This window comes from Lysobacter sp. TAB13 (assembly GCF_052113885.1).
Lineage (GTDB): Bacteria > Pseudomonadota > Gammaproteobacteria > Xanthomonadales > Xanthomonadaceae > Lysobacter > Lysobacter gummosus.
Window position 1 is genome coordinate 120,129 of the sequence record NZ_JBFRDR010000008.1, and the last position, 23,709, is coordinate 143,837.

Sequence of the window (23,709 nt, forward strand, 5' to 3'; positions counted from 1 at the left end):
CGGTGATGACAGGGCGGGGACAACCGGGTGGACCTGTCTAGTCGGTCCGGTTCGCGTTCAGGGTTGCACGGCTGTCCCGGCGGGGTCCGGCCGGGTGCAGGCCCGTCCGGGTGCAGGCGGCTCGCGCGGCTAGCTCCCGGGGCGGTGCAGGTGTTTCGTCGCGCCGCTCAGAACGCCAAACGCGAGCGCAACTGCGCCACATCCGCCTGCCACGCGGCGAAGTCGTCGGTTTCCGCCCACAGCTCGCGCAGTTCCGATTCCGGGCCGAGGATGCGATCGATCGCGCTGACCGCGTCGGCGATCAGGGCCGCGTCCGGCGACGGGCGCATCTTCGAAATCCAGATCATCAGTTCTTCCTGCTTGCGCGCCGCGCCCGAGGGCCGGCCGATGGCGGCGGCGATCAGCTCGCCCGCGGCGATCCCCGCGCAGGCTTCGGGCGCTTCCAATTGCTCCTCCGCCTCCAGTACCGCGGCGATGGTTTCGCGCACCAGCGCCAGACTCTGATGGTCGCCCAACTCGTCCAGCCAATCGGCGGCGTCGTCGTTCTCGAAACTGCCAAAACCCCACGCGCCCATGTCTCGCTCCTTACTGCCAATGAAATAGTGTTGATGAGTCGGCGATCGGCCGCCGCGGTCGCGGCGAGCCGATGCGCTCAGGATCGTGCCTGGAACAAAGCCTTCACCGAAGGCCGTCCCAACACGATGAAAGTGAATACGCCCAGCGTCGTGCCCAGCGGAAACGACAGGCAGGTCAGGCCGGCGACGACCTGGCAAAAGCCCAGGCCGCGACGGTCGCGCAGGCGCCGCGCCGTGGCGAAATGCAGCGCCGCGAACAGCAGCGACAACAGCGCGACGAACGCGCTGAAGCCGACGATCATGTTGATGAACGCCTGCGGCGGCGCCGAACTCGCGTTCGGGGACTGGTCCATGCTGAACATGCTCGACATCATCACCCCGTACAGTGCGATGAAGCCGATCGACAACAGGTCGAGCGCGACGAACACGTAATAGACGATGCTGAGGATCTGCAGATGCGAAGCGTCTTCGGCGTTGGCCGTCGGACGCGGGTCGGTCTGGGACATTCCGGTGTCTCCTGTCGAAGGCGCGCTCAACGCGCGGAAGCGAACAACGCCTTGATCGGCGTTGCGCGCAAGAGGGTCAGGGCGTATGCGCCGGTGATGGTGCCGAACGGAAACAGCAGGCAACTCAGCGCCGACACCGCGATGCACAGCGCGCGCGAGCGCGGCCGGCGCAGGCTCAGCGCGGTCGCCAGATGCAGCAGCGCGAACACCGCGTTGACCACGAGCATCATCGTGCACAGCGCGATCGCCAGGTTGCCCAATTGCCCAGGTTCGGTCGCCAATGCCGCCGCCGCGTAGCTGTCGCGTATCGAGCGCACGAATTGGCCGAACATCACCGCCGCGGCCACGTCCAGTCCGGCCAGCGCATAGAACCAAAGGCTCAGCCGGCGCAGCGAAGCGGCCGGGTCGCGGCTGGCGGGCGAATGCTTCCAGGCCATGTCGGCGGTCCTCGATCGCGCAGGCGGCGTGATGTTCAACGCGCGGGAGCGAACAAGGCTTTGACGTGCGGCTTGGTCAGCTCGATCAGGGCGAATACGCCCAGGATCGTGCCGAACGGCATCAAGGTGCAGCTGATCGCGCCGACCACCAGGCAGAAGGTGTAGCCGCGGCGCTGGCGCAGCCGCTGTCCGGTCATGGCGAACAGGGCCGCGCAGGTCAGTCCGCCGACGATGAACGTCGCGCCCATGATCAGGAATATCCAGCCGACCATCGGCGGCGGCGGATTGGAGCCGTGTTCGAAGCGGCCGCCGATCATCGCCAGGCCCATTACCACATGGAGGATCGGAATCAGCGAGAACAGCCCGGTCACCCCGGCGAGCACGTAGTAGAGGATGCCGAGCGTATCGAGGTGATGGGCCGGCGGAGCCGCGACGGGCGTGTCGGCCAGCGGCCGCGTGTCCAGGCTGCCGGAGTCGGAGGTGGAAGGATCGGGCGTGTTCATGACGCGGGCTCTCCTTCGGAACGATGTCGATCGGCGCGATGCCGGCCGCGGCCGGCGATCAAGAGGCGCGGCCGGCCCGCGGCGCGGGCTCGCGCGCTCGCGGCCAGGCCGCCAGCGCGCCCAGTGTCGCAAGAAACATATCGGTGTGCGCGTCCCAGACATCGCCCTGCTGGCCGTTGTAGGACTCCGCGTCTTCCGGCGACATGGTCAGCGCGATCGCCCATTCGATCCATTCGTAGATCAGGCTGGTGCACATGATCGCCGCGACCGCGAGCACGAACGCCTGCCGCGGCGACAGCGCTGGCCAGCGTTGGCGGAAGTATTCGCGCACGGCCGGGGCGAAGCACACGCCGTACAGGAAGTGGATCAAACGGTCGAAGTGATTGCGCTCGAAGCCGAAGGCCTGGTTCAGCGACCAGCCGCCGGTGAGCCACTGGATCCACTGGTCGTAAGGCACGTATGAGTACAGCCATCGCGCGGCGATGCAATGCGCGGTCATGAATATGCAGATCGCGACGAAATGGCCATCGCGCATGCCCCAGCGGCGATCGTGGCGCCACAGCCAGAACAGCCCGACGACGGTCAGCACGCTGTGCATGCCTTGTTCGAACGGGCTTTTCGGCGAAATCCAGGTGATGGCGAACACCGCCAGCACCAGACCCAATGCGATCTTCTTGATCGCGCTCATGCGTCCCTGCGATGCGTGGCTCATCCGATGTGGACGCGCTCGCCTTCGCTATGTCCGACCACTTCGCCGATGCGCCAGTGGCTCAGGCCCAGGCGCTTGAGATCGGCCTCGGTCGCGGCGACCGCATCGTCGGGCACCACCAGCACGAAGCCGATGCCGCAGTTGAAAGTGCGCCACATTTCCTCGCGCTGCACCGCGCCTTCGCGCTGCAGCCAGTCGAACACCGGCGGCAGGTTCCAGGTGGCGGTGCGGATGTCCAGGCCGAGGCCGTCGGGAATCACGCGGATGATGTTTTCGGTCAGGCCGCCGCCGGTGATGTGGGCCATGGCGTGGATGGAGTGCTGGCCGCCGTTGGCGCGCAGCAGTTCCAGGATCGGCTTGACGTACAGCGCGGTCGGCTCCATCAGCGCGTCGATCAGGCGCACGCCGCCGACGGCGATGTCGCCCGGACGGCCGGCGCGGTCGAAGATGCGGCGGATCAGCGAATAGCCGTTGGAATGCGGGCCGCTGGAGGCGATGCCGATCAGTACGTCGCCCTTGGCCACGCGCGAACCGTCGAGGATCTGCGACTTCTCCACCGCGCCGACGGTGAAGCCGGCCAGATCGTATTCACCCGGCGGATACATGTCGGGCATTTCCGCGGTTTCCCCGCCGATCAGCGCGCAGCCGGCCAGTTCGCAGCCGCGCGCGATGCCGCCGACCACGGCGACCGTGGTGTCCACGTCGAGCTTGCCGGTGGCGAAGTAATCCAGGAAGAACAAAGGCTCGGCGCCCTGCACCAGCACGTCGTTGACGCACATGCCGACCAGGTCGATGCCGATGGTCTCGTGGCGGTTGAGTTCCTGCGCGAGCTTGAGCTTGGTGCCGACGCCGTCGGTGCCGGAGACCAGCACCGGTTCGCGGTACTTGCCCGACAGGTCGAACAGCGCGCCGAAGCCGCCCAGCCCGCCCATGACTTCGGGACGGAAGCTGCGCTTGACCAGCGGCTTGATGCGTTCGACGACCTCGTTGCCGGCGTCGATATCGACGCCCGCGTCGCGGTAAGTCAGCGGCTTGGGGGAGGTGTCGGAAGGAGATGCGGTCACGGCGGCCCCGGCGGTCGCGGAAGGAAACGCGGGATTTTAGCAGGCAGGGGGTGGCTAGAAGTGAGTTCGCAGGAGTGAGGAACGAGTAAAGGCAGGCTCCGCGGCGCTTTTACTCGTTCCTCACTCCTCTGAACTCGTTCCTCCACCCAGGCCGTTCAGCTCCCGAATGGACGATCCGGCTCCACTACGGCAACATTTCCGACCTTGAACGCCCGCACCGGCCCGACGGCCGCGAACGGCCTTCGAGCCGGGTCAGCGGCTCGCCATGCGGGCCGGATGCCCGCTCCTCATACGGATAGGGATAGCGATGGGCTTGTCGATGGGTAAGGCAATTCGGGGCTGGACGGCGGCGATGCTGCTGCTGGCGAGCTTCGCCGCGAGCGCGCAGCGCGTGGAAGGCGACCGCGCCCAGGCCGAAGGCGCGTACTCGGCCGAGGTGCCGGTGGGCGGCCAGAGCGAGAACGAGCGCAACGGCGCGATGGCGCGCGCGCTGGCCCAGGTGCTCAGCAAGATGTCCGGCGACCGCACCGCGGCCAGCCGCCCGGGCGTCGGCCAGGAGCTGCGCCGGGCCAAGGACTACGCCCTGGGCTACGACTACCGCCAGGACGAGGGCGTGTCGCAATCCACCGGCGCGCCGACCTTCCAGACCACCTTGATCGTCAATTTCGACCAGGAGAAGGTCGATAACCTCGCCTCGACCCTGGGCCTGCCGATCTGGCCGCAGCCGCGGCCCAAGCCGGTGCTGTGGATGGCGATCGACGACGGCAGCGGCCCGCGCCTGGTCGGTCTGGCGCAGGCCAACGCCGCGCGCGCGGCGCTCAATCGCGCGATCGAACGCGGCTACAAGCTCGGCCTGCCGACCGGCAGCGCGGCCGAACAGGCCAGCGTCGGCGCCATCTGGCGCGGCGACGCCGCCGCGGTGGCCCGCGCCTCGGCGCGCTATAGCCCGCCGATGCAGCTGATCGGCAAGCTGTACCGGGTCAAGACCGGCGGCTGGAAGGGCGAGTGGAGCTTCGTGGACGGCGGCAAGGTGCTCAACAGCTGGACCGCCACCGATCCGGACGCGCGCAAGGTCATGTCCGGCGGCGCCGACGGCGCTGCCGATGCGCTGATGAAGCGCTACGCCAAGCGCAGCATGGCCGGTCCTCCGGGCACCTACCGCGTGGTGTTCACCGGCGTGCGCAGCGCCGACGACTACATCCGCCTGGCCGGCTACCTGCAGGGCCTGGCGGTGATCCGCAAGATCACCCCGGTGCGCACCACCCCGGAAAGCCTGGAGTTCGACCTGGAGCTGCTGTCGGGCCTGCCCGGCCTCAAGCGCATGGTCGATGCCGGCAGCACCCTGGTGGCGCTCGATGGCCTGGAAGGCCAGCCCCCCGTGTATCAGTTGCACTGACGCATGGAACGCACTCCTCTGGAAGACATCGCCCAGTTCCTGCGCCGCCTGCAATGGACGGCGCTCGGCGTGGGCGCGTGCTGGCTGCTGTGGGTTCTGGCGCCGGTGCTGACCCCGTTCGTGGTCGCCGCGATGCTGGGCTGGCTCGGCGATCCGCTGGTCGATCGGCTCGAACGCACCGGCCGCTCGCGCAACACCTCGGTGATCCTGGTGTTCACCTCGATGGCCTTGCTGGTGCTGCTGATCCTGGTGCTGCTGGTGCCGTTGATCGAGCGCCAGATCAGCACCCTGATCGTGTCGCTGCCGCGCTACCGCGACTGGTTCACCGGCATCGCGATTCCGTGGCTGGAGCAGCGCACGCGCCTTGAGATCAGCGACTGGCTCGATCTGAATCATCTGATCGAACTGGTGCGCAGCAACTGGGAGCGCGCCGGCGGCGTCGCCACCACGCTGCTGGGCTATCTGTCGCGTTCGGGCTTCGCGGTGATGGCGATGATCGCCAACATCGCCCTGCTGCCGGTACTGACGTTCTTCTTCCTGCGCGACTGGGACGTGCTGGTCGATCGGGTCGCCTCGCTGATCCCGCGCGATCATCTGGCCACCGCCAGCCGTCTGGCCAAGGCCTCCAGTGACGTGCTCGGCGCGTTCCTGCGCGGCCAGTTCCTGGTGATGGTCACCCTGGGCGTGATGTACGGCATCGGCCTGTGGGGCGTGGGCCTGGACCTGGGCATCCTGATCGGCATCATCGCCGGCCTGCTGACCTTCGTGCCGTACCTGGGCCCGGCCAGCGGCATCATCCTGGGCGTGATCGCGGCATTGGTGCAGTACGGCGACTGGAAATACGTGGCCGGCGTGCTGGCGGTGTTCGGCGTCGGCCAGGTCATCGAAAGCTATTGGCTCACCCCGAAGCTGGTCGGCGATCGCATCGGCCTGCATCCGGTCGCGGTGATCTTCGCCGTGCTCGCCGGCGGCACCTTGTTCGGTTTCCTCGGCATGCTGCTGGCGTTGCCGATCGCGGCGGTGGCCAACGTGCTGTTGCGCTATGCGCAGGAGCGCTACACCCACAGCCGTCTGTACGCGGGCGATCATCCGTCCATCCTGCTCGATCCGGCGACCACGCCGATCGCGCCGAAGGCGGACGCGGCCACGCCGGCCGGCGACAACGGCAACGGCGCCGCCGGCGCGGAGCGCGAAACTCAGTGAGCGTTCCGCAGTTGCCGCTGGCCCTGCGCTATCCGCCGGACCAGCGTTTGGACACGTATGTCGATGCACCCGACGGCGCGATCGCGCAGTTGCGCGCGCTGGCCACGCAGACCCACGAGACGGCCGGTTACCTGGACCCGACCGGCGCCGACTGGGTCTACCTCGCCGGCCCGGCCGGCGTGGGCAAGACCCATCTTTTGCTCGGCGCATGCGCGGCCGCGGAAGCCGCCGGCCGCCGCGCCGCCTATCTGCCCCTGAGCGCCGCCAGCGGCCGTCTTCGCGATGCCTTGTTCGCGCTGGAAGGCAACGATCTGCTGGCGCTGGACGGCATCGAGGCGATCGCCGGCGATCGCGACGATGAGGTCGCTTTGTTCGACACGCACAATCGCGCGCGTCAGGCCGGCATCGCCTTGATCTACGCGGCGCGCGAAAATCCCGATGAGTTGCCGTTGAGCTTGCCGGACTTGCGTTCGCGCTTGTCGCAGTGCACGCGCATCGTGCTGTCGCCGCTGGACGACGCGGGCCGCGGTGAGGTGTTGCGGCAGCGTGCGCAGCGGCGCGGGCTGGCGCTGGAAGAAGCTGCGCTGGATTGGCTGCTCAAGCGGGTCGATCGCGATCTGGGCGGGCTGACTGCTTTGCTCGACAAGCTCGATCGCGCTTCGCTGGCTGCGCAGCGGCGGATCACGGTGCCGTTCTTGAGGCAGACGCTCGGGGCGGAGTAGGGCGGTGTCGGGGGATCTGGAGGTTCGATAGGCGGTTGTCGCCGATCGCGGCTTTTGTGTGCTTGTGTTGTTGCCGAGCCGGGCCGTTGTGATTGCATTGCGTGAGCGCGACCGATGCATTCGTCATTTCGGCGAGAGCCGATTTTTTTGCTGCGGTCACTGCCAAGATTTTGCATCCGCTTCCGCTTCCGCTTCCGCTTCCGCTTCGGCTTCGGCTTCGGCTTCGGCTTTGCTGTTGCCGTTGCCGTTGCCGTTGCCGGGATTTTGCTTCGCCCCGGCTTTGCCTTTGTTGTTGCTGGGCGCGGCCTGTAACTCGCGAGACCAGGGACACCCGGAGGGCGGCGCACATGGACGTGCGCCGGGTCCCACCTTGGGCAGGATGCCCAATGTGGGACCTGCCTGCGCAGGCATCGCACTCGTGGCTTTTGACTCGAAACAGCCCAAAGCCTTTTCTTTGGTTACTTTCTTTGTGGCTTTGGACAAAGAAAGTGACCCGCCGCTCCATGGCGGAAGCGTTTAGCGTTTGATCTTGCTTGTAGCGTTTGATCTGCTTGAAGAGTTTGATCTTACTTAAAGCTTCTAAGGAACCTGAAAGCCCCTGGTCGAAACAACCAGGCCTGCGCACTCCCTCCTACCGTCATTCCCGCGAAGGCGGGAATCCAGTGACTTTCGTGCGAGAACGCTTGAAGTCGCTGGATTCCCGCCTTCGCGGGAATGACGAGCAAAAGAAGTCTCAAGCAAGAGCGAGAGCAAGAGCAAGAGCGAGAGCAAGGTCAAACGCCTAAAGCTTCCGCCATGAAGCGGCGGGTCACTTTCTTTGTCCAAAGCGACAAAGAAAGTAACCAAAGAAAACGCTTTGGCTGTTTCGAGTCAAAAGCCACGAGTGCGTAGCTTGCGCGGGCAGGTCCCGCAGTGGGCATCCTGCCCAAGGCGGGACCCGGCGCACGTCCATGTGCGCCGCCCTCCGGGTGTCCCTGGTCTCGCGAGTTACAAGCCGCGCCCAGCAAAGGCAACAGCAACAGCAAAACCGAAGTCGAAACCGAAGCACAGCAAAGCGGAACCGAGGCAAAGCAAAATCTCGGCAACGGCAACGGCAACGGCAACGGCAACGGCAACGGCAACGGCAACGGCAACGGCAACGGCAAGAACACGTTGTCGCGAAGAAGCGCGGCGTACCCTCGCCGCAGCGATTATGTCGATGCGAACAAGGCGAAGAACCGCCGGGCTCTAACCCAACAGCTCGCGATAAACCGCCAAGTCGGCGGCAGAGAAACAGCAGAAGACAACCTGCTCGATCGATCCCGGATCAGCCGCATGTGCCCGCGCAGTGTCGATCGCGATCTGCGCAGCCGCCCGCAGCGGATAACCGAAAATGCCCGTGCTGATGCACGGAAACGCAATGCTGACAACGCTGCGACTCGCCGCCAGTTCGAGCGAACGCCGGTAGCACGAAGCCAGCAGCGCCGGCTCGCCCTCATCGCCGCCACGCCACACCGGGCCGACGGTGTGAACGATGTACTTCGCCGGCAACCGATAACCGCCGGTGAGCTTGGCCTCGCCGGTCTTGCAGCCGCCGAGCAGCCCGCATTCGGCGACCAGGTCCGGGCCGGCGGCGCGGTGGATCGCGCCGTCCACGCCGCCGCCGCCGAGCAAGGACGAATTGGCCGCGTTGACGATCACATCGACCGCCAAGGTGGTGATGTCGCCCTGGATCGCGCTCAGCTGCATCGGCTCAGGCTTGTTCCGGCCAGTCGATGAATTCGGCCGCGACCGCGTCGGTCAGCCATACGCCGTTTTCCGAACGGAAGAACGCCAGCCCGCGCGCATGCATCTCGCCGGAACGGATCTTCAGCACCAGCGGCTTGCCGTGACGGCTGCCGACCTTGGTCGCGGTGGCTTGATCGGACGACAGATGCACGTGCTGGCGGCTTTGCTTGACCAGACCCAGGTTGCGGATCGACTTGGCGAAGCGGGTCGCGGTGCCGTGGTACAGCGTGGCCGGCGGTTCCAGCGCGGTCAGGGCCAGATCGACCTCGATCGAATGGCCCTGGTTGGCGCGGATGCGCAGGCCGTCTTCGCTGATCGCGAAACGCTGCTTGTCGTTGTCGCGCACCACTTCGTCGATCAACGCGCGGGTGACCGGCTTGCCGCTGGCGTTGGCCAGGTCGATGAGTTCCTCGATGTCGGCCCAGCCGTTGGCATCGAGGGTCAGTCCGATCGCTTCGGGTTCGTGGCGCAGCACGAGGCTGAGGAATTTGCTGGTTTTGGTGAGGCTTACGGCGGTCATGGGGTGTCCGATGTCGTGAGGGGCGGCGCGGCCTGCGATATCGCGCCGCGCTCGTCGTTGTGGTGTCCGCGGCTCCGGGCCGCGGTGTGGGCCGAATGTTTGGCGCTGAGGGTCAGGCGTGTTGTTCCGCGGTCAGCGCCGCGTCGAGCTGCTGCAGGCGCTCCGGCGTGCCGACATCGGTCCAGCGGCCGCGATGGTGTTCGCCGCCGATGCGGCCGCGCGCGGCGCTGGCGCGCAACAGTGGCACGGTGCTGAAGCGCGGCGGCGTGCGGTGTGCGTCGGCGGTGTCGCCCAGGGCGGCGTTCAAGACCGCGCGCCAATCGTCGAACAGCGAGGCGCGATACAGGCCGATGCCGGAGTAGGTCAGCCGCGATTCGCCTTCGTTGCCGATGCGGCCGTTTTCCAGCTGAAAATCGCCCAGCGGCCGCTGCACCGGATTGTCCACCAGCAGCAGATGCGCGTCGCCGTCGAACTCGCGCGGCAACGCGGCGAAATCGTAGTCGGTCCAGATATCGCCGTTGGCGACGATGAACGGCGCGTGCGGATCGGCGCCTTCGTGCAGCAGCTCCTGCGCGTGCAGCATGCCGCCGCCGGTTTCCAGCGGCGTGTCGCCCTCGTAGGAAAAACGCAGGCGCAGGCCCCAGCGCGCGCCGTCGCCGAGCGCGATCGGAAACTGTTCGGCCAACCACGAGGTATTGATCACGACTTCGCGCACGCCGATGCCGGCGAGCTTTTCCAGATGCCATTCGATCAGGCGCTTGCCACCGACCGCGAGCAAGGGCTTGGGCGTGTGCAGCGACAACGGCCGCATGCGCTCGCCCAGGCCGGCGGCGAAGATCAGCGCTTTCATGCCGGCACGCCGGTCGAAGGCGCCAGCGCGGGACGCACGTAGCGTTCGACGACCTCGGCCAGCGGCGCCAGCTCGGGATAGCGCGGCAGGACGATGTCGAGATAGCGCAGGAAACGCGGCGCATCGGCCAGGTACTTGGGCTTGCCGTCGCGATGGTTGAGCCGCGCGAACAGGCCGAGGATCTTGATGTGGCGCTGCAGGCCGGCGAAATCGGCGTCGCGGCGGAAGCGCGCGAACTCGGGCAGGGGGATGCCGGCGGCGATGGCGCGCGCGTGGTAGCGCGCGAGCCAGGCGCCCACGCGCTCTTCCGGCCAGCTGATGAAGGCGTCGCGGAACAGGCTGATCGGGTCGTAGGCGATCGGGCCTTTCAGCGCGCCCTGGAAATCGATCACCGCCACGCCGCCGTCCACCGGCATCAGATTGCGCGGCATGTAGTCGCGATGCACGAACACCTGCGGCTGGGCGAGGATGTTGTCGAGAATGCGGCGATAAGCCAGATCGAGCCGTTCCAGGTCGCCGCAATCCAGAGTCAGGCCCAGATGCCGGCCCAGGAACCATTCGTCGAACAGACGCAGCTCGCGACTCAGGAAGGCTTCGTCATAGGGCGCCAGATCGTCGGGGCAGGGCAGCGCCTGGATTTTCAGCAGTTCGCCGAAGGCCGCGTCGAACAGCGCGTCGGCGTCGGCGTGGCCGGCTTCGAAGGCTTGCAGGAAGGTCTGCTGGCCGAGGTCTTCCAGCAGCAGGAAGCCGCGTTCCAGGTCCTGCGCGCGCACTTGCGGCACGCGCACGCCGCCGGCGAGCAGCATCTCGCGGATGCGCAGCCATGGGCGCGCGTCTTCCAGGTCGGGCGGGGAGTCCATGACGATGACGCTGCCGGCGCCGGTGTGGCCGCGCCAATAGCTGCGGAAACCGGCGTCGAAGGAGGCTCGGGTGAGTTCGAGGCGGTCGTCGCCGGTCGCGGCGCGGGCCCAGTTCAGGCGGTCGGCGTCGCGGTCGGTGGGGTGTGGCTGGGTCATGCGGGCTCCGGCGGCCGGACGGGCCGCAGGTGCACAGGGTAAACGGGTGGAGGGCGTGGGTGAATGTCGCCGACGTCCACCCTTCTCCCGCAAGTGGGGAGAAGGACGCGCCGCTCCCTCTCCCGCTTGCGGGAGAGGGCCGGGGTGAGGGCGCGCGAACCACCGGCGCAGCGCGCGACCAGCATCGAAAAAGTAGGGCGAAGCCCACGCCGCAGATCCCCCGAAAGCAGTCGCCACCGCCGCTTCCGGATTCCCTGCGCCGCGGACCCCGCCCTACGGGTGCCCGGGTACTACTGCGAAACTCGGTAAAGCGCGGAGCGGAGCCGGCGCGCTACGCCTGCTTCGATGCGGCGGCACGTGCGCTGCGAAACCCGGCGCGCACGGCTCCGCTCCGCCTGTTGCTCATCAGGCCGCGACGGATTCCTTCTGATCCAGCGAGGCCAGCCATTCGTCGTCGGAACCTTCCGACACGCCTTCGAACAAGAACGTGGACAGATAGCGCTCGCCGGTGTCGGGCAACATCGCCAGCAGCACCGAGCCTTCCGGCGCGGTCTGCGCGACCTGCAGCGCCGCGGCCACGGTCGCGCCGGCGGAGATGCCGACGAACAGGCCTTCCTCGGCGGCGAGCCGGCGCGCGGTGTCGCGCGCGGTCACGTCATCGACCGGACGGATTTCGTCGGCGACGCCGCGATCGAGCACGCCTGGCACGAAGTCCGGCGTCCAGCCCTGAATCTTGTGCGGCTGCCAGGCCGCGCCGCTGAGCAAGGACGCGCCGGCCGGCTCGGAAGTGATGATCTTCAGATCCGGCCGCGCCAGCTTGAGCACTTGTCCGGCGCCGGTGAGCGTGCCGCCCGTGCCCCAGCCGGTGACGAAGAAATCCAGGCGCTTGCCGGCGAAATCGCGCAGGATTTCCGGGCCCGTGGTGCTGCGGTGATAAGCCGGATTGGCCGGGTTCTCGAACTGCTGAGCCAGGAACCAACCGTGTTTTTCCGCCAGTTCCGCCGCCTTGCGCACCATGCCGGAGCCGCGTTCGGCGGCCGGGGTCAGGATCACTTTCGCGCCATAGGCGCGCATCAGCTTGCGCCGTTCGATCGAGAAGGTTTCGGTCATCACCGCGACGAAGGGATAACCGCGCGCGGCCGCGACCAGCGCCAGGGCGATGCCGGTATTGCCCGAAGTCGCTTCCACGATGGTCTGGCCGGGCTTGAGCGCGCCGCTGCGCTCGGCGTCGAGCACGATCGCCAAGGCCAGACGGTCCTTGACCGAACCGCCGGGATTGAAGGATTCGACCTTCGCGTACAGCGACACATGCTTGGGCGCGAGGCGATGCAGTTTGACGATCGGCGTATTGCCGATGGTGTCGAGGATGCTGTCGTACAAAGGCATGGAAGTTCTCCCGTGGCGTGGGTGTGAGGGGTCAGGCGGCCGCGGCGAACGCGGTGTCGCTGGAAAGATCGTGTTCGGCGAAATCGGTCAGCGGCGCGTCGCCGAACCAGTGCAGGCGCTGCGCCAGCGCCGCGACTTCGCCGACGATCAGCAAGGCCGGCGATTGCACCCGGTGCCCGCGCGCGCGTTCGGCCAGATCGGCCAGCGTGCCGGTGACCACGCGCTGCTCGCGGCGCGAACCGTTTTCGATCAGCGCGAACGGCGTGGACGCCGCGCGGCCGTGTTGAATGAGTTTGTCTCGCAGCAGGTCCAGCCCGGACACGCCCATGTAGACCGCCAGCGTCTGCTTTTCCTGCGCCAGCGCCTGCCAATCGAGGGTGTCGGTGGAATCCTTCAGATGCGCGGTGACCAAGCGCAGCGATTGAGCATGATCGCGATGCGTCAGTGGCACGCCGGCGTATGCAGCACACGCCAAGGCGGCGGTGATGCCGGGCACGACTTCGAAGGCGATACCGGCCTCGGCCAGCACTTCCAGTTCTTCTCCGCCGCGGCCGAACACGAACGGATCGCCGCCCTTGAGCCGCACCACGCGCTTGCCGGCGCGGGCGTGTTCGAGCATCAACTCGTGGATGCGGTCCTGCGTGGTGTGATGGTTGCCGGCCTGCTTGCCGACTTCGATCAGCTCGGCGTCGCGGCGCGCCAGGCGCAGCACATCGGCGCTGACCAAGCGGTCATGCAGAATCACATCGGCTTCGTTCAACACGCGCAGACCACGCAAGGTCATCAACCCCGCATCGCCCGGGCCGGCGCCGACCAGCGCGACCGAACCGGCCGGCGGCGCATCGGGCTTGTCGTCGATCAAGGCCACGCCGAACGCGCGCTGCGCTTCGTCCAGGCGGCCTTCGCGCAACAGCGAGGGAATCGGCCCGGACAAGACGCGATCGAAGAAACGCCGGCGCACGGCCATGTCCGGATAGTGCCGGCGGATGCGCGCGCGTTCGCGACTGAGCAGGCGCGCGAGTTCACCGAGCGATTCGTCGAACTGGGTTTCCAGGGTTTCGCGCAGATGCCGCGCCAGCATCGGCGCGCCGCCGCCGCTGGAGATGGCGATCTGCACCGGGCCGCGTTCTACCCGCGCCGGGACGTGAAAGCTGGAGGCCTCCAGATCGTCCACGACGTTGACCCAGACCCGGCGCGCTTCGCCGGCCTCGGCGACGGCGCGGTTGACCGCGCGATCGTCGGTGGCGGCGATCGCCAGCCAGGCCTGATCCAGCCACTCGGGCTGGAAGTGTCCGGGCAGGTGTTCGATACGTCCCTGCGCCGCCCATTCGGCCAGCGCCGGCGCCAGTTGCGGCGCGCCTAAGCGCACCCGGGCGCCGGCTTCGAGCAGCGCCGCGGCCTTGCGCAGCGCCACCGCTCCGCCGCCGACCACGAGCACGGTGCGTCCGCGCAGGTCGGCAAACAGCGGAAACAGGGGGCTGGTCATGGCGGCGAGGGGGCGATCCGGGGACGATGAAGCGACCCTAAGGCCGCCGGTCGGCGACCGGAAATGACGGGGCAGCCTTTGCACATGCCGTCACGTAATGAGCCGCAGCGTTGCGGCACGGATACTGGACAAGGCCGCCATACGCCGGCTAGCCTATAAATCCCTTTATCCGAATAGAGCGATAAATAAGTGGACGCGGAGTGCCAGCGAATGTCCGGGATGCGATTTGACCGCCGTAACGACCGCAAACCCGCGGCCGCAGGCTGTTGTCGCTCGCCCCGACTCGCCGTGCCCGGTTCCGTTCCACCCCGACTCTTATTCTGGATCGCTTCGCCATGACCCTGACCCAGCTGCGCTATCTGGTCGCCATCGCCGATTCCGGCCTCAATATCACCCTCGCCGCCGAACGCGTTCACGCTACCCAGCCCGGTTTGTCCAAGCAGCTCAAGCAGCTGGAGGACGAATTGGGCTTCTTGCTGTTCGTGCGCAAGGGCCGCAGCCTGGAAGCGATCGCGCCGGCCGGCGAGCGCGTGCTCGAACACGCGCGCCGCATTCTCGAAGAAGCCGGCAACATCCGCGCCTACGCCGCCAACGAGCGCGGCCAGCACGCCGGACGCCTGGTGCTATCCACCACGCACACTCAGGCGCGCTACGTGTTGCCGCCGATCATCGCCCAGGTCAAGCGCGACTTCCCGCAGGTCAGCGTGCATCTGCAGGCGGCGGCCGACGGCGAGGTGTTGTCGCATCTGTCGCACGGCAACGCCGATCTGGCGGTGATCAGCACCGCCGGCGCGCCGCCCGAAGGCGGGTTGGCGGTGCCGCTGTTCCGCTGGCGCCGGGTGGTGCTGGTGCCGCGCGCGCATGCGCTGGCCAAGCTCGATCGCGCGCCGACGCTGGCCGAACTGGCGGCGCATCCTTTGATCAGTTACGAATCATCGACGCGGCCGGAATCCTCGTTGCGCCGCGCCTTCAGCGCCGGCGGCCACGAGCCGCAGCTGGCGATGACCGCGCGCGATGCGGACTTGATCAAGACCTATGTGCGCGCCGGTCTCGGCGTGGGCGTGTTGGCGGAGATGGCGGTGACCTCGCGCGATGAGGATCTCAAGGCGCTGGTCGCGCCGGATGCATTTCCCGAGTGCATCACCTGGGCGGTGATCCCGCGGGCGCGGGTGTTGCGCGATTACGCGCTGGAGCTGCTGCACGGTCTGGCGCCGCAGATCGACCGTCGCGATCTGCGGCGGGTGCTGGAAGGCAATCTGGAACCGCAGTGGCCTAAGGCGCCTACTTGGGTTGAGTTGACTCAGCCGATTAGTTCTTGAGGTTGGCGGTGCGGTAAAAGCAAAAGCAAATCCCCCCTGGCCCCCCTTTTTCAAAGGGGGGAATTCTTCGGGTGGGATGGGGTGGGGCTGGTCGAGTATCGCTTCGGCGTTCGGTGACCCGGCATCTGCCCGTGACCACGATCCCGCCTACCGAACTTCCCCCTTTGAAAAAGGGGGATTGAGGGGGATTTGCTCTTATGTCCAGCAACGACACCCCAGCAAAAGATCAAGCAGCCTTATCTTCCGCCACCGGCTCACTATCGAAGTGCAGCCCGCATTCGCGCTTAAGCCCGAAGAAGCGCGTGTCCTCCTCGCGCATACCCGGCTCCAACCGCCGCGTGGTGTGGATGTCGCCGATCGACACATAACCGTCGTGCCACAGCGGGTGGTAAGGCAGATCGTGAGTCTGCAGGTACTGCCAGATATCGCGATCGGTCCAATCCGCCAGCGGATGCAGCTTCCAGCGGCCGTCCTTCAACTGCACGAAATCGATGTTGGCGCGGCTGCCCGACTGGCTGCGGCGCAGGCCGGCGATCCAGGTGCGCACGCCCAGTTCGTTCAAGGCGCGCTGCATCGGCTCGACCTTGCGCAGGCGATTGTAGCGCTCGATGCCTTCCACGCCCTGTTCCCACAAACGGCCGAACCGCGCTTCCATCCACGCCACGCCCATCTGCGGGCGATACACCTTCAGATTGAGGTCGAGGCGCTCGCCGAGCTCATCGATGAAGCGATAGGTCTCCGGAAACAGATAACCGGTATCGACCACGATCACGGGAATCTTCGGCGCCTGCGCGGTCACCATGTGCAGCGACACCGCCGACTGCGCGCCGAAGCTCGACGACAGTGCGTGTTCGCCCGCGGTGTTTTCCAGCGCCCAGGCGACGCGCTGCTGCGCCGACTGGGTGCCCAGCCAGGCGTTGAGTTCGGCCAGCGCGCGCGGGGATTCGGCGGCGGTGACAGGGTCGGTGGGTGCGCTCATGCGTGGGCCTCGGTAACCAGAACGACCGGAATGCCGGTGGGAGTGGGATAGGGGACGGATACGACTTCACTGCGGACCAGGTAATCGCCGAAGCCTTCGTCGTCGATGCGCGCGCTCGCATAACCGGCGAACAAGGGATCGAGCGCGGCGAGGATGTCGGGTTCGGCGATGTTCTCGCGGTACAGCGTGTTCAAGCGCTGGCCGCGATGATCGGCGCCCAGCATCAGGTTGTAGCGGCCGGGCGCCTTGCCGACCAGGGCGATCTCGCCCAGGTACGGGCGCGAGCAACCGTTGGGGCAGCCGCTGATGCGCAGATTGATCGCGGCATCGGGAATCGCATGGCGCGCCAGCAGCTTTTCGACTTCACCGACGAAATCGGGCAGATAACGTTCGGCCTCGGCCATCGCCAGGCTGCAGGTCGGCAGCGCGACGCAGGCCAGGGCATTGCGGCGCACCGGGCTGGCCTGGACATAGCCATCCAGGCCGTGCCGGGCGACCAGCGCATCGACTTGCGTGCGCAAGTCCGCGGGCACGCCAGCGATCACCAGATTCTGATTCGGTGTCATGCGGAATTCGGCACCGTCGCGGCCGCTGAGCAGTTGCGCGATCTCGCGCAGGCCGCTCAGATGCGTGACCGCCGCGCCCAGGCCGTCGAGCGCGCCGTCGACGATACGCCCGGCCGGAATGCGCAAGGTCAGATGCGCGCGGCCGTCGTCGCCTTCGACCCAGCCGAAGCGGTCACCGTTATGGCGGAAGGCGAACGGCCGTGCCGGCTGGAGAGAGAATCCGGCGCGGCGTTCGACTTCCGATTTGAACCAGTCCAGCCCGCGATCGTCGATGGTGTACTTCAGGCGCGCGCGCTTGCGCACTTCGCGATTGCCGAAATCGCGCTGCGCGGTCACCACCGCTTCGCCCACCGCGATGACCTGATCCGGCGCGACGAAACCGATCACGTCGGCCACGCGCGGGTAGGTTTCGGCGTCGCCATGGGTCGCGCCCATGCCGCCGCCGACGGTGACGTTGTAGCCGAGCAGCTCCCCGTCTTCGATGATCGCGATGTAGCCCAGGTCCTGCGCGAACACATCGACATCGTTGTACGGCGGAATCGCGAAGCCGATCTTGAACTTGCGCGGCAGGTAGGCCTTGCCGTAGATCGGCTCGTCCTCGCTGCCGCTGCCGGCGATGCGTTCTTCGTCCAGCCAGATTTCGTAGTAGGCGCGGGTGTTGGGCAGCAGATGTTCCGACAACGCCGCGGCCTGGGCGAACACCGCCGCGTGCGAGGCCGACAGCTGCGGATTGGCGGCGACCGCGACATTGCGGTTGACGTCGCCGCAGGCGGCCAGGGTGTCGATCAGCGTGGCGTTGATCGCCTGCATGGTCGGCTTGAGCTCGGTCTTGATCACGCCGTGGAACTGGAAGGCCTGGCGGGTGGTGACGCGCAGGCCGCGCTCGGCGTAGCGGGTGGCGATGCCGTCGAGCTTGAGCCACTGCTCGGGCGAAACCACGCCGCCGGGCGTGCGGGTACGGATCATGAAGCTGTAGGCCGGCTCCAGCAGCGCCTGGCGGCGCTCCTCGCGCACGTCGCGATCGTCCTGCTGATAGCTGCCGTGGTATTTGATCAGGGTCTGGTCGTCGTCGTTCAGCGCGCCGGTGACCGGGTTGGCCAGACTTTCCAGCAAGGTGCCGCGCAGACGCGCGCTGGACTGTTTGATGTCCTCGACCGAATGCGCGCTCATGCCGCAGCTCCGGCGCGCGAGCGCAGCGGATGCAGCCCGAACAGAACGCGGCCCGCTCGCGGCGGCGCGCTCTTGGCGACGCGCTCGCTCGCGGCGGCGGAAACTTGTCCGCGTTCCATCCGGACTGCCGGGGCAACTTGCACTGCGTGATGGTCAGTAGACATCAACGGCGGCGCGGCGACCTGCGACGCGCGGCCCGATTCGATGAAATGGCGTTCGAGGAAATACAGGCGCTGCGCGTACATCAATAAACGTCCCGGGCGTAACGGCCCTGTTGCTGCAACTCGTTCAGATACTCTTCGGCGGCGTCCGCGCTCTTGCCGCCGTGCTCGGCGATGACGGCCAGCAACGCGGCGTGCACGTCGCGGGCCATGCGCGTGGCGTCGCCGCACACGTACAGGTGCGCGCCGCCCTGCAACCAGTCGTACAGGTCGCGGCCGTGTTCGCGCAGGCGGTGCTGCACGTAGACCTTGCGCGCCTGATCGCGCGAGAAGGCCAGATCGAGCCGATGCAACTGGCCCGACTTCAGCGCCGCCTGCCATTCGGTCTGGTAGAGGAAATCGGTGCGGAAATGCGGGTTGCCGAACAGCAGCCAGTTGCGGCCGCCGGCGCCGTCGGCGGCGCGGTCCTGGACGAAGCCGCGGAACGGCGCGACGCCGGTGCCCGGGCCGATCATGACGATGTCGCGATTGCCGTCGGCAGGCAGGCGGAAACGCTCGTTGTGTTCGATGAACACCGGCAGGCGCTCGCCTTCCTCGGCTACCGCCAGCAGATGCGAGGCCGCGCCCCAGCGCGGGCCGTGCTCGCTTTCGTATTGCAGATGGGCGACGGTCAAGTGCGCTTCTTCGCCGACCGCCTTCTGGCTGGAAGCGATCGAATATAGCCGCGGCGTCAGCGGACGCAGCGCGGCGACCAGTTCCTCGGCCGACCACTGGCCGTCGTAGCGTTGCAGCAGGTCGATCACCTGCGTGCGCGACAGCAGATCGGCCAATTGCGCGGCGTTGTCGGGCGCGAGCAGACGGTTGAGTTCGTCGCTGCGCGCGTGCGCGGCGTGGCTGGCGATGAACGGCCGCGCCAGCTTGGTGAGTTCGCGCTTTTCGCCCAGCCACTGCCGCAGCGGCAGGTTGTGGCCGCCGTGGCTGACCGAGGCGTCGCCATCGAGTTCCAGCGTTTCCAGCACCGCCTGCACCAGCTCGGGCGGATTGCGCGGCCACAGGCCGAGCGCGTCGCCGGGCTGGTAGTGCAGGCCGGAGCCTTCCAGCGACAGCTCGATATGGCGGATGTCCTTGTCGGCGCTGTACGCGCCGCGCGCGCTGGTGCCGCGCGCGATCAGATGGCGGTTGGCGATCAGCTCGGCCGCGAACGGCGCGTCGCGATGGAACGCCGGCGCCGCCGGCAGCGGACGCAGCGGCGTCACCGTGGCTAGGTGCGCGGCCGCCGGCTTCAGGGTTTCCTTCGCCTGGGTCAGCGCCTGCTGCAGCCACGGCGTGGAGACGGTTTCGAAATCCAGATCGGCTTCGCCGCGCGCGAACAGGCGCGTGGCGCCCAGTTCGGCCAGGCGCGTGTCGAGCTTGCTGCCGATCGCGCAGAACTGCGGGTAGCTGGAATCGCCCAGGCCCAGCACGGCGTAGCTGAGGTTCTTGAGCTCGGGCGCGCGCTTGCCGGCTACGAATTCGACCAGACCGCGCGCGTCGTCCGGCGGATCGCCGTCGCCCTGGGTGCTGATGACGATGTAGAGCAGGCGTTCGTTCTTGAGTTCGCGGGTCGGGTAGGCGTCGGCGCGGATCAGACGCACGCCCAGTCCGGCGGCTTCGGCTTGACCTGCGAGCTGCTCGGCCAATCGCTTGGCATTGCCGGTCTGGCTGCCGTAAACGATGGTCAGGCGCTCGCTGCTCCTGGCTTCCGGCAGGGCCGCCGCGACCACGGTGGCGAGCGTGCCGGCGCCGGAGCGGGCCAGCCCGGCGGCGTAGCCGGACAGCCACCACAGACTGTTGCTGTCCAGGCCGTCGGTGAGACGGGCGAGCGAATCGAGCCGGTCCGCGGGCAGCGGAGTGGCGAGCACAGCGGGGGCGATCGTGGTGGCGGCGGCGGGCACGGCGGTCGGCGTCTGGCTTGGGAGACTGCAGGCTACGAGCCTGAAACCCCCGTCCGGAAAGGATGCTCGGTTATGCGTTCATGACCTGCGCTCATTTCTCCCCGAATCCGGGGGGATTTCTAATGGGCCCTGTCGAAGCGGTCGCTGAGACCGGGTTTGGGCCCGGGTTCGGAGCGGCTGCAGACGGGTCGGGTGCGCGGTTCGGGTGGGGCCGGTGGGTGGTGGGGCCGGGCTTCGGGGGCGGCATTGACCTTGTGTTTTGTTACTTCGGTTGGTTCGATGGGCGCGGCGGGCAATCCCCGACGACGTCCCGGGAACCGGAATCACCGCTACAGGCCAGGCGCCGCCGCGTCGCCCGGCCGATCCTGGAACGCGGCTTTGCTTGCGAGTCCGCCTGAGATGAGTGCGTCACCCGATCTGAGTGTCCTGTTCGACCCCTCCGCCGCCGTGCAGGCGCCAGCGCATGGCGGAGCGCAGCTGGCGCCGCATGCGCTGAGTCATCTGGACAAGCTGGAAGCCGAGAGCATCCACATCCTGCGCGAGGTCGCCGCCGAGTTCCGCAATCCGGTGATGCTGTACTCGGTCGGCAAGGACAGTTCGGTGCTGCTGCATCTGCTGCTCAAGGCCTTTTATCCGGCGCGTCCGCCGATTCCGCTGCTGCACGTGGACACCGGCTGGAAGTTCGGCGAAATGATTTCCTTCCGCGACCAGCGCGCGCGCGAAACCGGCGTGGACCTGCGCGTGCATATCAATCCCGACGGTCTGGCCCAGGGCATCGGCCCGGTCAGCCACGGCGCGGCGGTGCATACCGACGTGATGAAGACCCAGGGCCTCAAGCAGGCGCTGGACTGGAACAAGTTCGATGCCGCCATCGGCGGCGCCCGCCGCGACGAAGAAAAATCGCGGGCCAAGGAGCGCATCTTCTCGTTCCGCAATCCGCAGCATCGCTGGGACCCGAAGAATCAGCGCCCGGAGCTGTGGAATCTGTACAACACCCGCATCCACAGCGGCGAAAGCGTGCGCGTGTTTCCCATCTCCAACTGGACCGAGCTGGACGTGTGGCTGTACATCTACCGCGAACGCATCCCGGTGCCGTCGCTGTACTTCGCCGCGCCGCGCCCAGTGGTGGAGCGCGAGGGCAGCCTGATCCTGGTCGATGACGAGCGCCTGCCGCTGCGCGACGGCGAAACGCCGCAGACGCGCAAGGTGCGTTTCCGCACCCTGGGCTGCTATCCGCTGACCGGCGCGATCGAGTCCGAAGCCGACACGCTGGAAAAAATCATCGCCGAGATGCTGATCGCCACCACCTCCGAACGCCAGGGCCGGATGATCGATCACGATCCGTCCGCCTCGATGGAGCGCAAGAAGCAGGAGGGCTATTTCTGATGAAGCCGGGACTGGAAATTCGCGATTCGGAATTCGCGCAAGCGCGCGGCGTGGCGGCCGAGGGTTCGACGGACAAGGCGGAGGCGAGCGTGTTGGCGTTCGCCAATCCCGAATCGCGAATCCCCAATTCCACTGGGGACGCCATCGCCGCCTACCTGCAACAGCACGAACGCAAGAGCCTGCTGCGCTTCATCACCTGCGGCAGCGTGGACGACGGCAAGAGCACGCTGATCGGCCGCCTGCTGCACGACACCCAGCGCCTGTTCGAAGACCAGTTGGCCGCGCTCGACGCCGACAGCCGCCGTCACGGCACTCGCAACGGCGAGGTCGATTACGCCTTGCTGGTCGATGGCCTGGCCGCCGAACGCGAGCAGGGCATCACCATCGATGTCGCCTACCGTTATTTCGGCACCGACCAGCGCAAGTTCATCGTCGCCGACTGCCCGGGCCATGAGCAGTACACCCGCAACATGGCCACCGGCGCGTCCACCGCCGATCTGGCGGTGGTGCTGGTCGATGCGCGCAAGGGCCTGCTGACGCAGACGCGCCGCCACAGCTATATCGTCTCGCTGCTGGGCATCCGCCACGTGCTGCTGGCTGTGAACAAGATGGATCTGGTCGATTTCGATCAGGAGGTGTTCGACCGCATCGTCGGCGAATACCGCGAACTCGCGGCCAAGCTCGGCATCGAGAACGTACACGCGGTGCCGCTGTCGGCGCTCAACGGCGACAACCTCACCACCGCGTCCGCGTCCACGCCCTGGTACACCGGGCCGAGCGTGCTCGAACACCTGGAAACGGTCGATGTCTCGCACCGCGCGGCCGAGATCGGCCTGCGCCTGCCGGTGCAATGGGTCAACCGTCCGCATCAGGATTTCCGCGGCTTCGCCGGCACCATCACCGCCGGTTCCGTGCGGCCGGGCGACGAAATCGTCGCGTTGCCGTCGGGGCGCCGCTCGCGCGTGCAGCGCATCGTCACCGCCGACGGCGATCTGGCCCAGGCCTTCGCCGGGCAGGCGGTCACGCTGACGCTGGCGGATGAGCTCGATATCAGCCGCGGCGACGTGATCGCCAGCGCGGCGCAGCCGGCGCAGGTGGCCGATCAGTTCGCCGCGCATCTGCTGTGGATGGACGCCAAGCCGCTGCTGCCGAGCCGTTCGTACTGGCTGAAGATCGGCACCCGCACGGTCGCGGTCAGCATCACCGAGATCAAGCACAAGATCGACGTCAACACCCAGGCGCAGCTGGCGGCGCGGCAGTTGGAGCTCAACGAAGTCGCCTACTGCAATCTCAGCCTGGATCAGCCGATCGCGTTTGAGGCCTATCGCGATAATCGCGGCCTCGGCGGTTTCGTGCTGATCGATCGCCAGACCAACGCCACCGTCGCCGCCGGTACGCTCGACTTCGCCCTGCGCCGCGCGGAGAACATCCACTGGCAGCCGGTCGATGTCGACAAGGCCGCGCGCTCGCGCAGCAAGCGGCAGACGCCGCGCTGCGTGTGGTTCACCGGTCTGTCGGGTTCGGGCAAATCGACCATCGCCAACCTGGTCGATAAGCAATTGCACGCGCTGGGCCACCACACCTTCATTCTCGACGGCGACAACGTGCGCCATGGGCTCAACAAGGATTTGGGTTTCACCGACGCCGATCGGGTCGAGAATATCCGCCGTGTCGCCGAAGTCGCCAAGTTGATGACCGACGCCGGCCTGATCGTACTGGTCAGCTTCATTTCGCCGTTCCGCGCCGAGCGCCGGCTGGCGCGCGAGTTGTTCGGCGAGAGCGAGTTCGTGGAAGTATTTGTCGACACGCCCTTGGGCGAAGCCGAGCGGCGCGACGTCAAAGGCCTGTACGCGAAGGCGCGCGCCGGCAAGATTCCGAACTTCACCGGCATCGATTCGCCATACGAGGCGCCCGAGTCGCCGGAGCTGCGGCTCGACACCCTGGAAGAAGATGCGCAGGCGCTGGCGCAGCGGGTGGTGGATTACCTGCGGGACTGACGGCTTCGCCCAGCATCGACCGACCGCGCAAAAAAAACGCCCCGGCCGAAACCGGGG

23 protein-coding genes are annotated in these 23,709 nt (G+C 67.2%); 6 read left to right on the plus strand and 17 right to left on the minus strand.

Features of this window, described 5'->3' with window-relative positions:
* Positions 1–167: 167 nt before the first annotated feature.
* The 6 genes from AB4Y92_RS11835 to purM all read right to left on the minus strand — a co-directional run bounded on the left by AB4Y92_RS11835 (position 168) and on the right by purM (position 3,794).
* The gene (locus tag AB4Y92_RS11835) at positions 168–575 is read right to left on the minus strand and encodes a DUF4259 domain-containing protein (protein WP_057941976.1); all 408 of its coding nucleotides are present in this window, start codon (positions 573–575) and stop codon (positions 168–170) included.
* Between the two features lie 77 nt (positions 576–652).
* Positions 653–1,081 carry a hypothetical protein gene (locus AB4Y92_RS11840; RefSeq protein WP_441819821.1) on the minus strand — a complete coding sequence of 143 codons (429 nt, stop codon included), beginning with the start codon at positions 1,079–1,081 and terminating at the stop codon, positions 653–655.
* A 26-nt stretch (positions 1,082–1,107) separates the two neighbouring features.
* Positions 1,108–1,518, minus strand: coding sequence for a hypothetical protein (locus AB4Y92_RS11845; RefSeq protein WP_441819822.1), 411 nt, complete (start codon positions 1,516–1,518; stop codon positions 1,108–1,110).
* 35 nt (positions 1,519–1,553) lie between these two features.
* A complete protein-coding gene (locus tag AB4Y92_RS11850) occupies positions 1,554–1,982 on the minus strand; it encodes a hypothetical protein (RefSeq protein WP_441819898.1) in 429 nt (142 codons plus the stop codon).
* Positions 1,983–2,079: 97 nt separating this feature from the next.
* Positions 2,080–2,709, minus strand: a complete 630-nt coding sequence (locus AB4Y92_RS11855; RefSeq protein WP_441819823.1) for a DUF2238 domain-containing protein — start codon at positions 2,707–2,709, stop codon at positions 2,080–2,082.
* A 20-nt stretch (positions 2,710–2,729) separates the two neighbouring features.
* Positions 2,730–3,794 (minus strand): phosphoribosylformylglycinamidine cyclo-ligase, encoded by a 1,065-nt coding sequence (gene purM, locus AB4Y92_RS11860; protein WP_441819824.1) that lies wholly within the window; start codon positions 3,792–3,794, stop codon positions 2,730–2,732.
* A gap of 319 nt (positions 3,795–4,113) precedes the next feature.
* Here purM and AB4Y92_RS11865 point away from each other — a divergent pair, with 319 nt between their 5' ends.
* From AB4Y92_RS11865 to hda, 3 genes are read left to right on the plus strand one after another with little or no spacing between them, the layout of a single operon-like run.
* On the plus strand, positions 4,114–5,190 hold the full coding sequence (locus AB4Y92_RS11865; protein ID WP_441819825.1) for a DUF2066 domain-containing protein: 1,077 nt from the start codon (positions 4,114–4,116) through the stop codon (positions 5,188–5,190).
* Between the two features lie 3 nt (positions 5,191–5,193).
* A complete protein-coding gene (locus AB4Y92_RS11870; RefSeq protein ID WP_441819826.1) occupies positions 5,194–6,393 on the plus strand; it encodes an AI-2E family transporter in 1,200 nt (399 codons plus the stop codon).
* Entirely contained in the window at positions 6,390–7,115 is a 726-nt protein-coding gene (hda, locus tag AB4Y92_RS11875; RefSeq protein WP_215057960.1) for a DnaA regulatory inactivator Hda, read from the plus strand. Before AB4Y92_RS11870 ends, hda begins: the two co-directional genes overlap by 4 nt.
* A 156-nt stretch (positions 7,116–7,271) precedes the next feature.
* On the opposite strand, the gene AB4Y92_RS11880 is transcribed toward hda, so the two are convergent.
* The 7 genes from AB4Y92_RS11880 to cysG all read right to left on the minus strand — a co-directional run bounded on the left by AB4Y92_RS11880 (position 7,272) and on the right by cysG (position 14,140).
* The gene (locus AB4Y92_RS11880) at positions 7,272–7,598 is read right to left on the minus strand and encodes a hypothetical protein (RefSeq protein WP_441819827.1); all 327 of its coding nucleotides are present in this window, start codon (positions 7,596–7,598) and stop codon (positions 7,272–7,274) included.
* Positions 7,599–8,342: 744 nt separating this feature from the next.
* Positions 8,343–8,843 (minus strand): O-acetyl-ADP-ribose deacetylase, encoded by a 501-nt coding sequence (locus tag AB4Y92_RS11885; protein ID WP_441819828.1) that lies wholly within the window; start codon positions 8,841–8,843, stop codon positions 8,343–8,345.
* Positions 8,844–8,847: 4 nt separating this feature from the next.
* Positions 8,848–9,402 (minus strand): RNA 2'-phosphotransferase, encoded by a 555-nt coding sequence (locus AB4Y92_RS11890; protein WP_441819829.1) that lies wholly within the window; start codon positions 9,400–9,402, stop codon positions 8,848–8,850.
* Positions 9,403–9,514: 112 nt separating this feature from the next.
* A complete protein-coding gene (locus AB4Y92_RS11895) occupies positions 9,515–10,252 on the minus strand; it encodes a nucleotidyltransferase family protein (protein WP_441819830.1) in 738 nt (245 codons plus the stop codon).
* Positions 10,249–11,268, minus strand: a complete 1,020-nt coding sequence (locus AB4Y92_RS11900; protein WP_441819831.1) for an aminoglycoside phosphotransferase family protein — start codon at positions 11,266–11,268, stop codon at positions 10,249–10,251. Before AB4Y92_RS11900 ends, AB4Y92_RS11895 begins: the two co-directional genes overlap by 4 nt.
* Before the next feature lie 405 nt (positions 11,269–11,673).
* Positions 11,674–12,654, minus strand: coding sequence for a cysteine synthase A (gene cysK, locus AB4Y92_RS11905; protein ID WP_441819832.1), 981 nt, complete (start codon positions 12,652–12,654; stop codon positions 11,674–11,676).
* A gap of 31 nt (positions 12,655–12,685) precedes the next feature.
* Positions 12,686–14,140 carry a siroheme synthase CysG gene (gene cysG / locus AB4Y92_RS11910; protein WP_441819833.1) on the minus strand — a complete coding sequence of 485 codons (1,455 nt, stop codon included), beginning with the start codon at positions 14,138–14,140 and terminating at the stop codon, positions 12,686–12,688.
* Positions 14,141–14,475: 335 nt separating this feature from the next.
* Between cysG and AB4Y92_RS11915 the strand changes: the two genes are divergently transcribed.
* Positions 14,476–15,459, plus strand: coding sequence for a LysR family transcriptional regulator (locus AB4Y92_RS11915; RefSeq protein ID WP_057941990.1), 984 nt, complete (start codon positions 14,476–14,478; stop codon positions 15,457–15,459).
* Positions 15,460–15,685: 226 nt separating this feature from the next.
* Here the strand turns inward: AB4Y92_RS11915 and AB4Y92_RS11920 are convergent, their stop codons facing one another.
* From AB4Y92_RS11920 to AB4Y92_RS11935, 4 genes are read right to left on the minus strand one after another with little or no spacing between them, the layout of a single operon-like run.
* Entirely contained in the window at positions 15,686–16,438 is a 753-nt protein-coding gene (locus AB4Y92_RS11920; RefSeq protein WP_441819834.1) for a phosphoadenylyl-sulfate reductase, read from the minus strand.
* A complete protein-coding gene (gene cysI / locus AB4Y92_RS11925) occupies positions 16,435–18,174 on the minus strand; it encodes an assimilatory sulfite reductase (NADPH) hemoprotein subunit (RefSeq protein WP_441819835.1) in 1,740 nt (579 codons plus the stop codon). The genes AB4Y92_RS11920 and cysI overlap by 4 nt, the downstream gene beginning before the upstream one ends.
* The gene (locus AB4Y92_RS11930) at positions 18,171–18,419 is read right to left on the minus strand and encodes a hypothetical protein (protein WP_441819836.1); all 249 of its coding nucleotides are present in this window, start codon (positions 18,417–18,419) and stop codon (positions 18,171–18,173) included. The genes cysI and AB4Y92_RS11930 overlap by 4 nt, the downstream gene beginning before the upstream one ends.
* Positions 18,419–20,269 carry an assimilatory sulfite reductase (NADPH) flavoprotein subunit gene (locus tag AB4Y92_RS11935; protein WP_441819837.1) on the minus strand — a complete coding sequence of 617 codons (1,851 nt, stop codon included), beginning with the start codon at positions 20,267–20,269 and terminating at the stop codon, positions 18,419–18,421. The genes AB4Y92_RS11930 and AB4Y92_RS11935 overlap by 1 nt, the downstream gene beginning before the upstream one ends.
* Before the next feature lie 399 nt (positions 20,270–20,668).
* Between AB4Y92_RS11935 and cysD the strand changes: the two genes are divergently transcribed.
* Positions 20,669–21,655, plus strand: coding sequence for a sulfate adenylyltransferase subunit CysD (gene cysD, locus AB4Y92_RS11940; protein ID WP_441819838.1), 987 nt, complete (start codon positions 20,669–20,671; stop codon positions 21,653–21,655).
* Complete coding sequence (gene cysN / locus AB4Y92_RS11945) at positions 21,655–23,652, plus strand: sulfate adenylyltransferase subunit CysN (RefSeq protein ID WP_441819839.1); 1,998 nt, start codon at positions 21,655–21,657, stop codon at positions 23,650–23,652. Before cysD ends, cysN begins: the two co-directional genes overlap by 1 nt.
* The last annotated feature ends 57 nt before the right edge of the window (positions 23,653–23,709 follow it).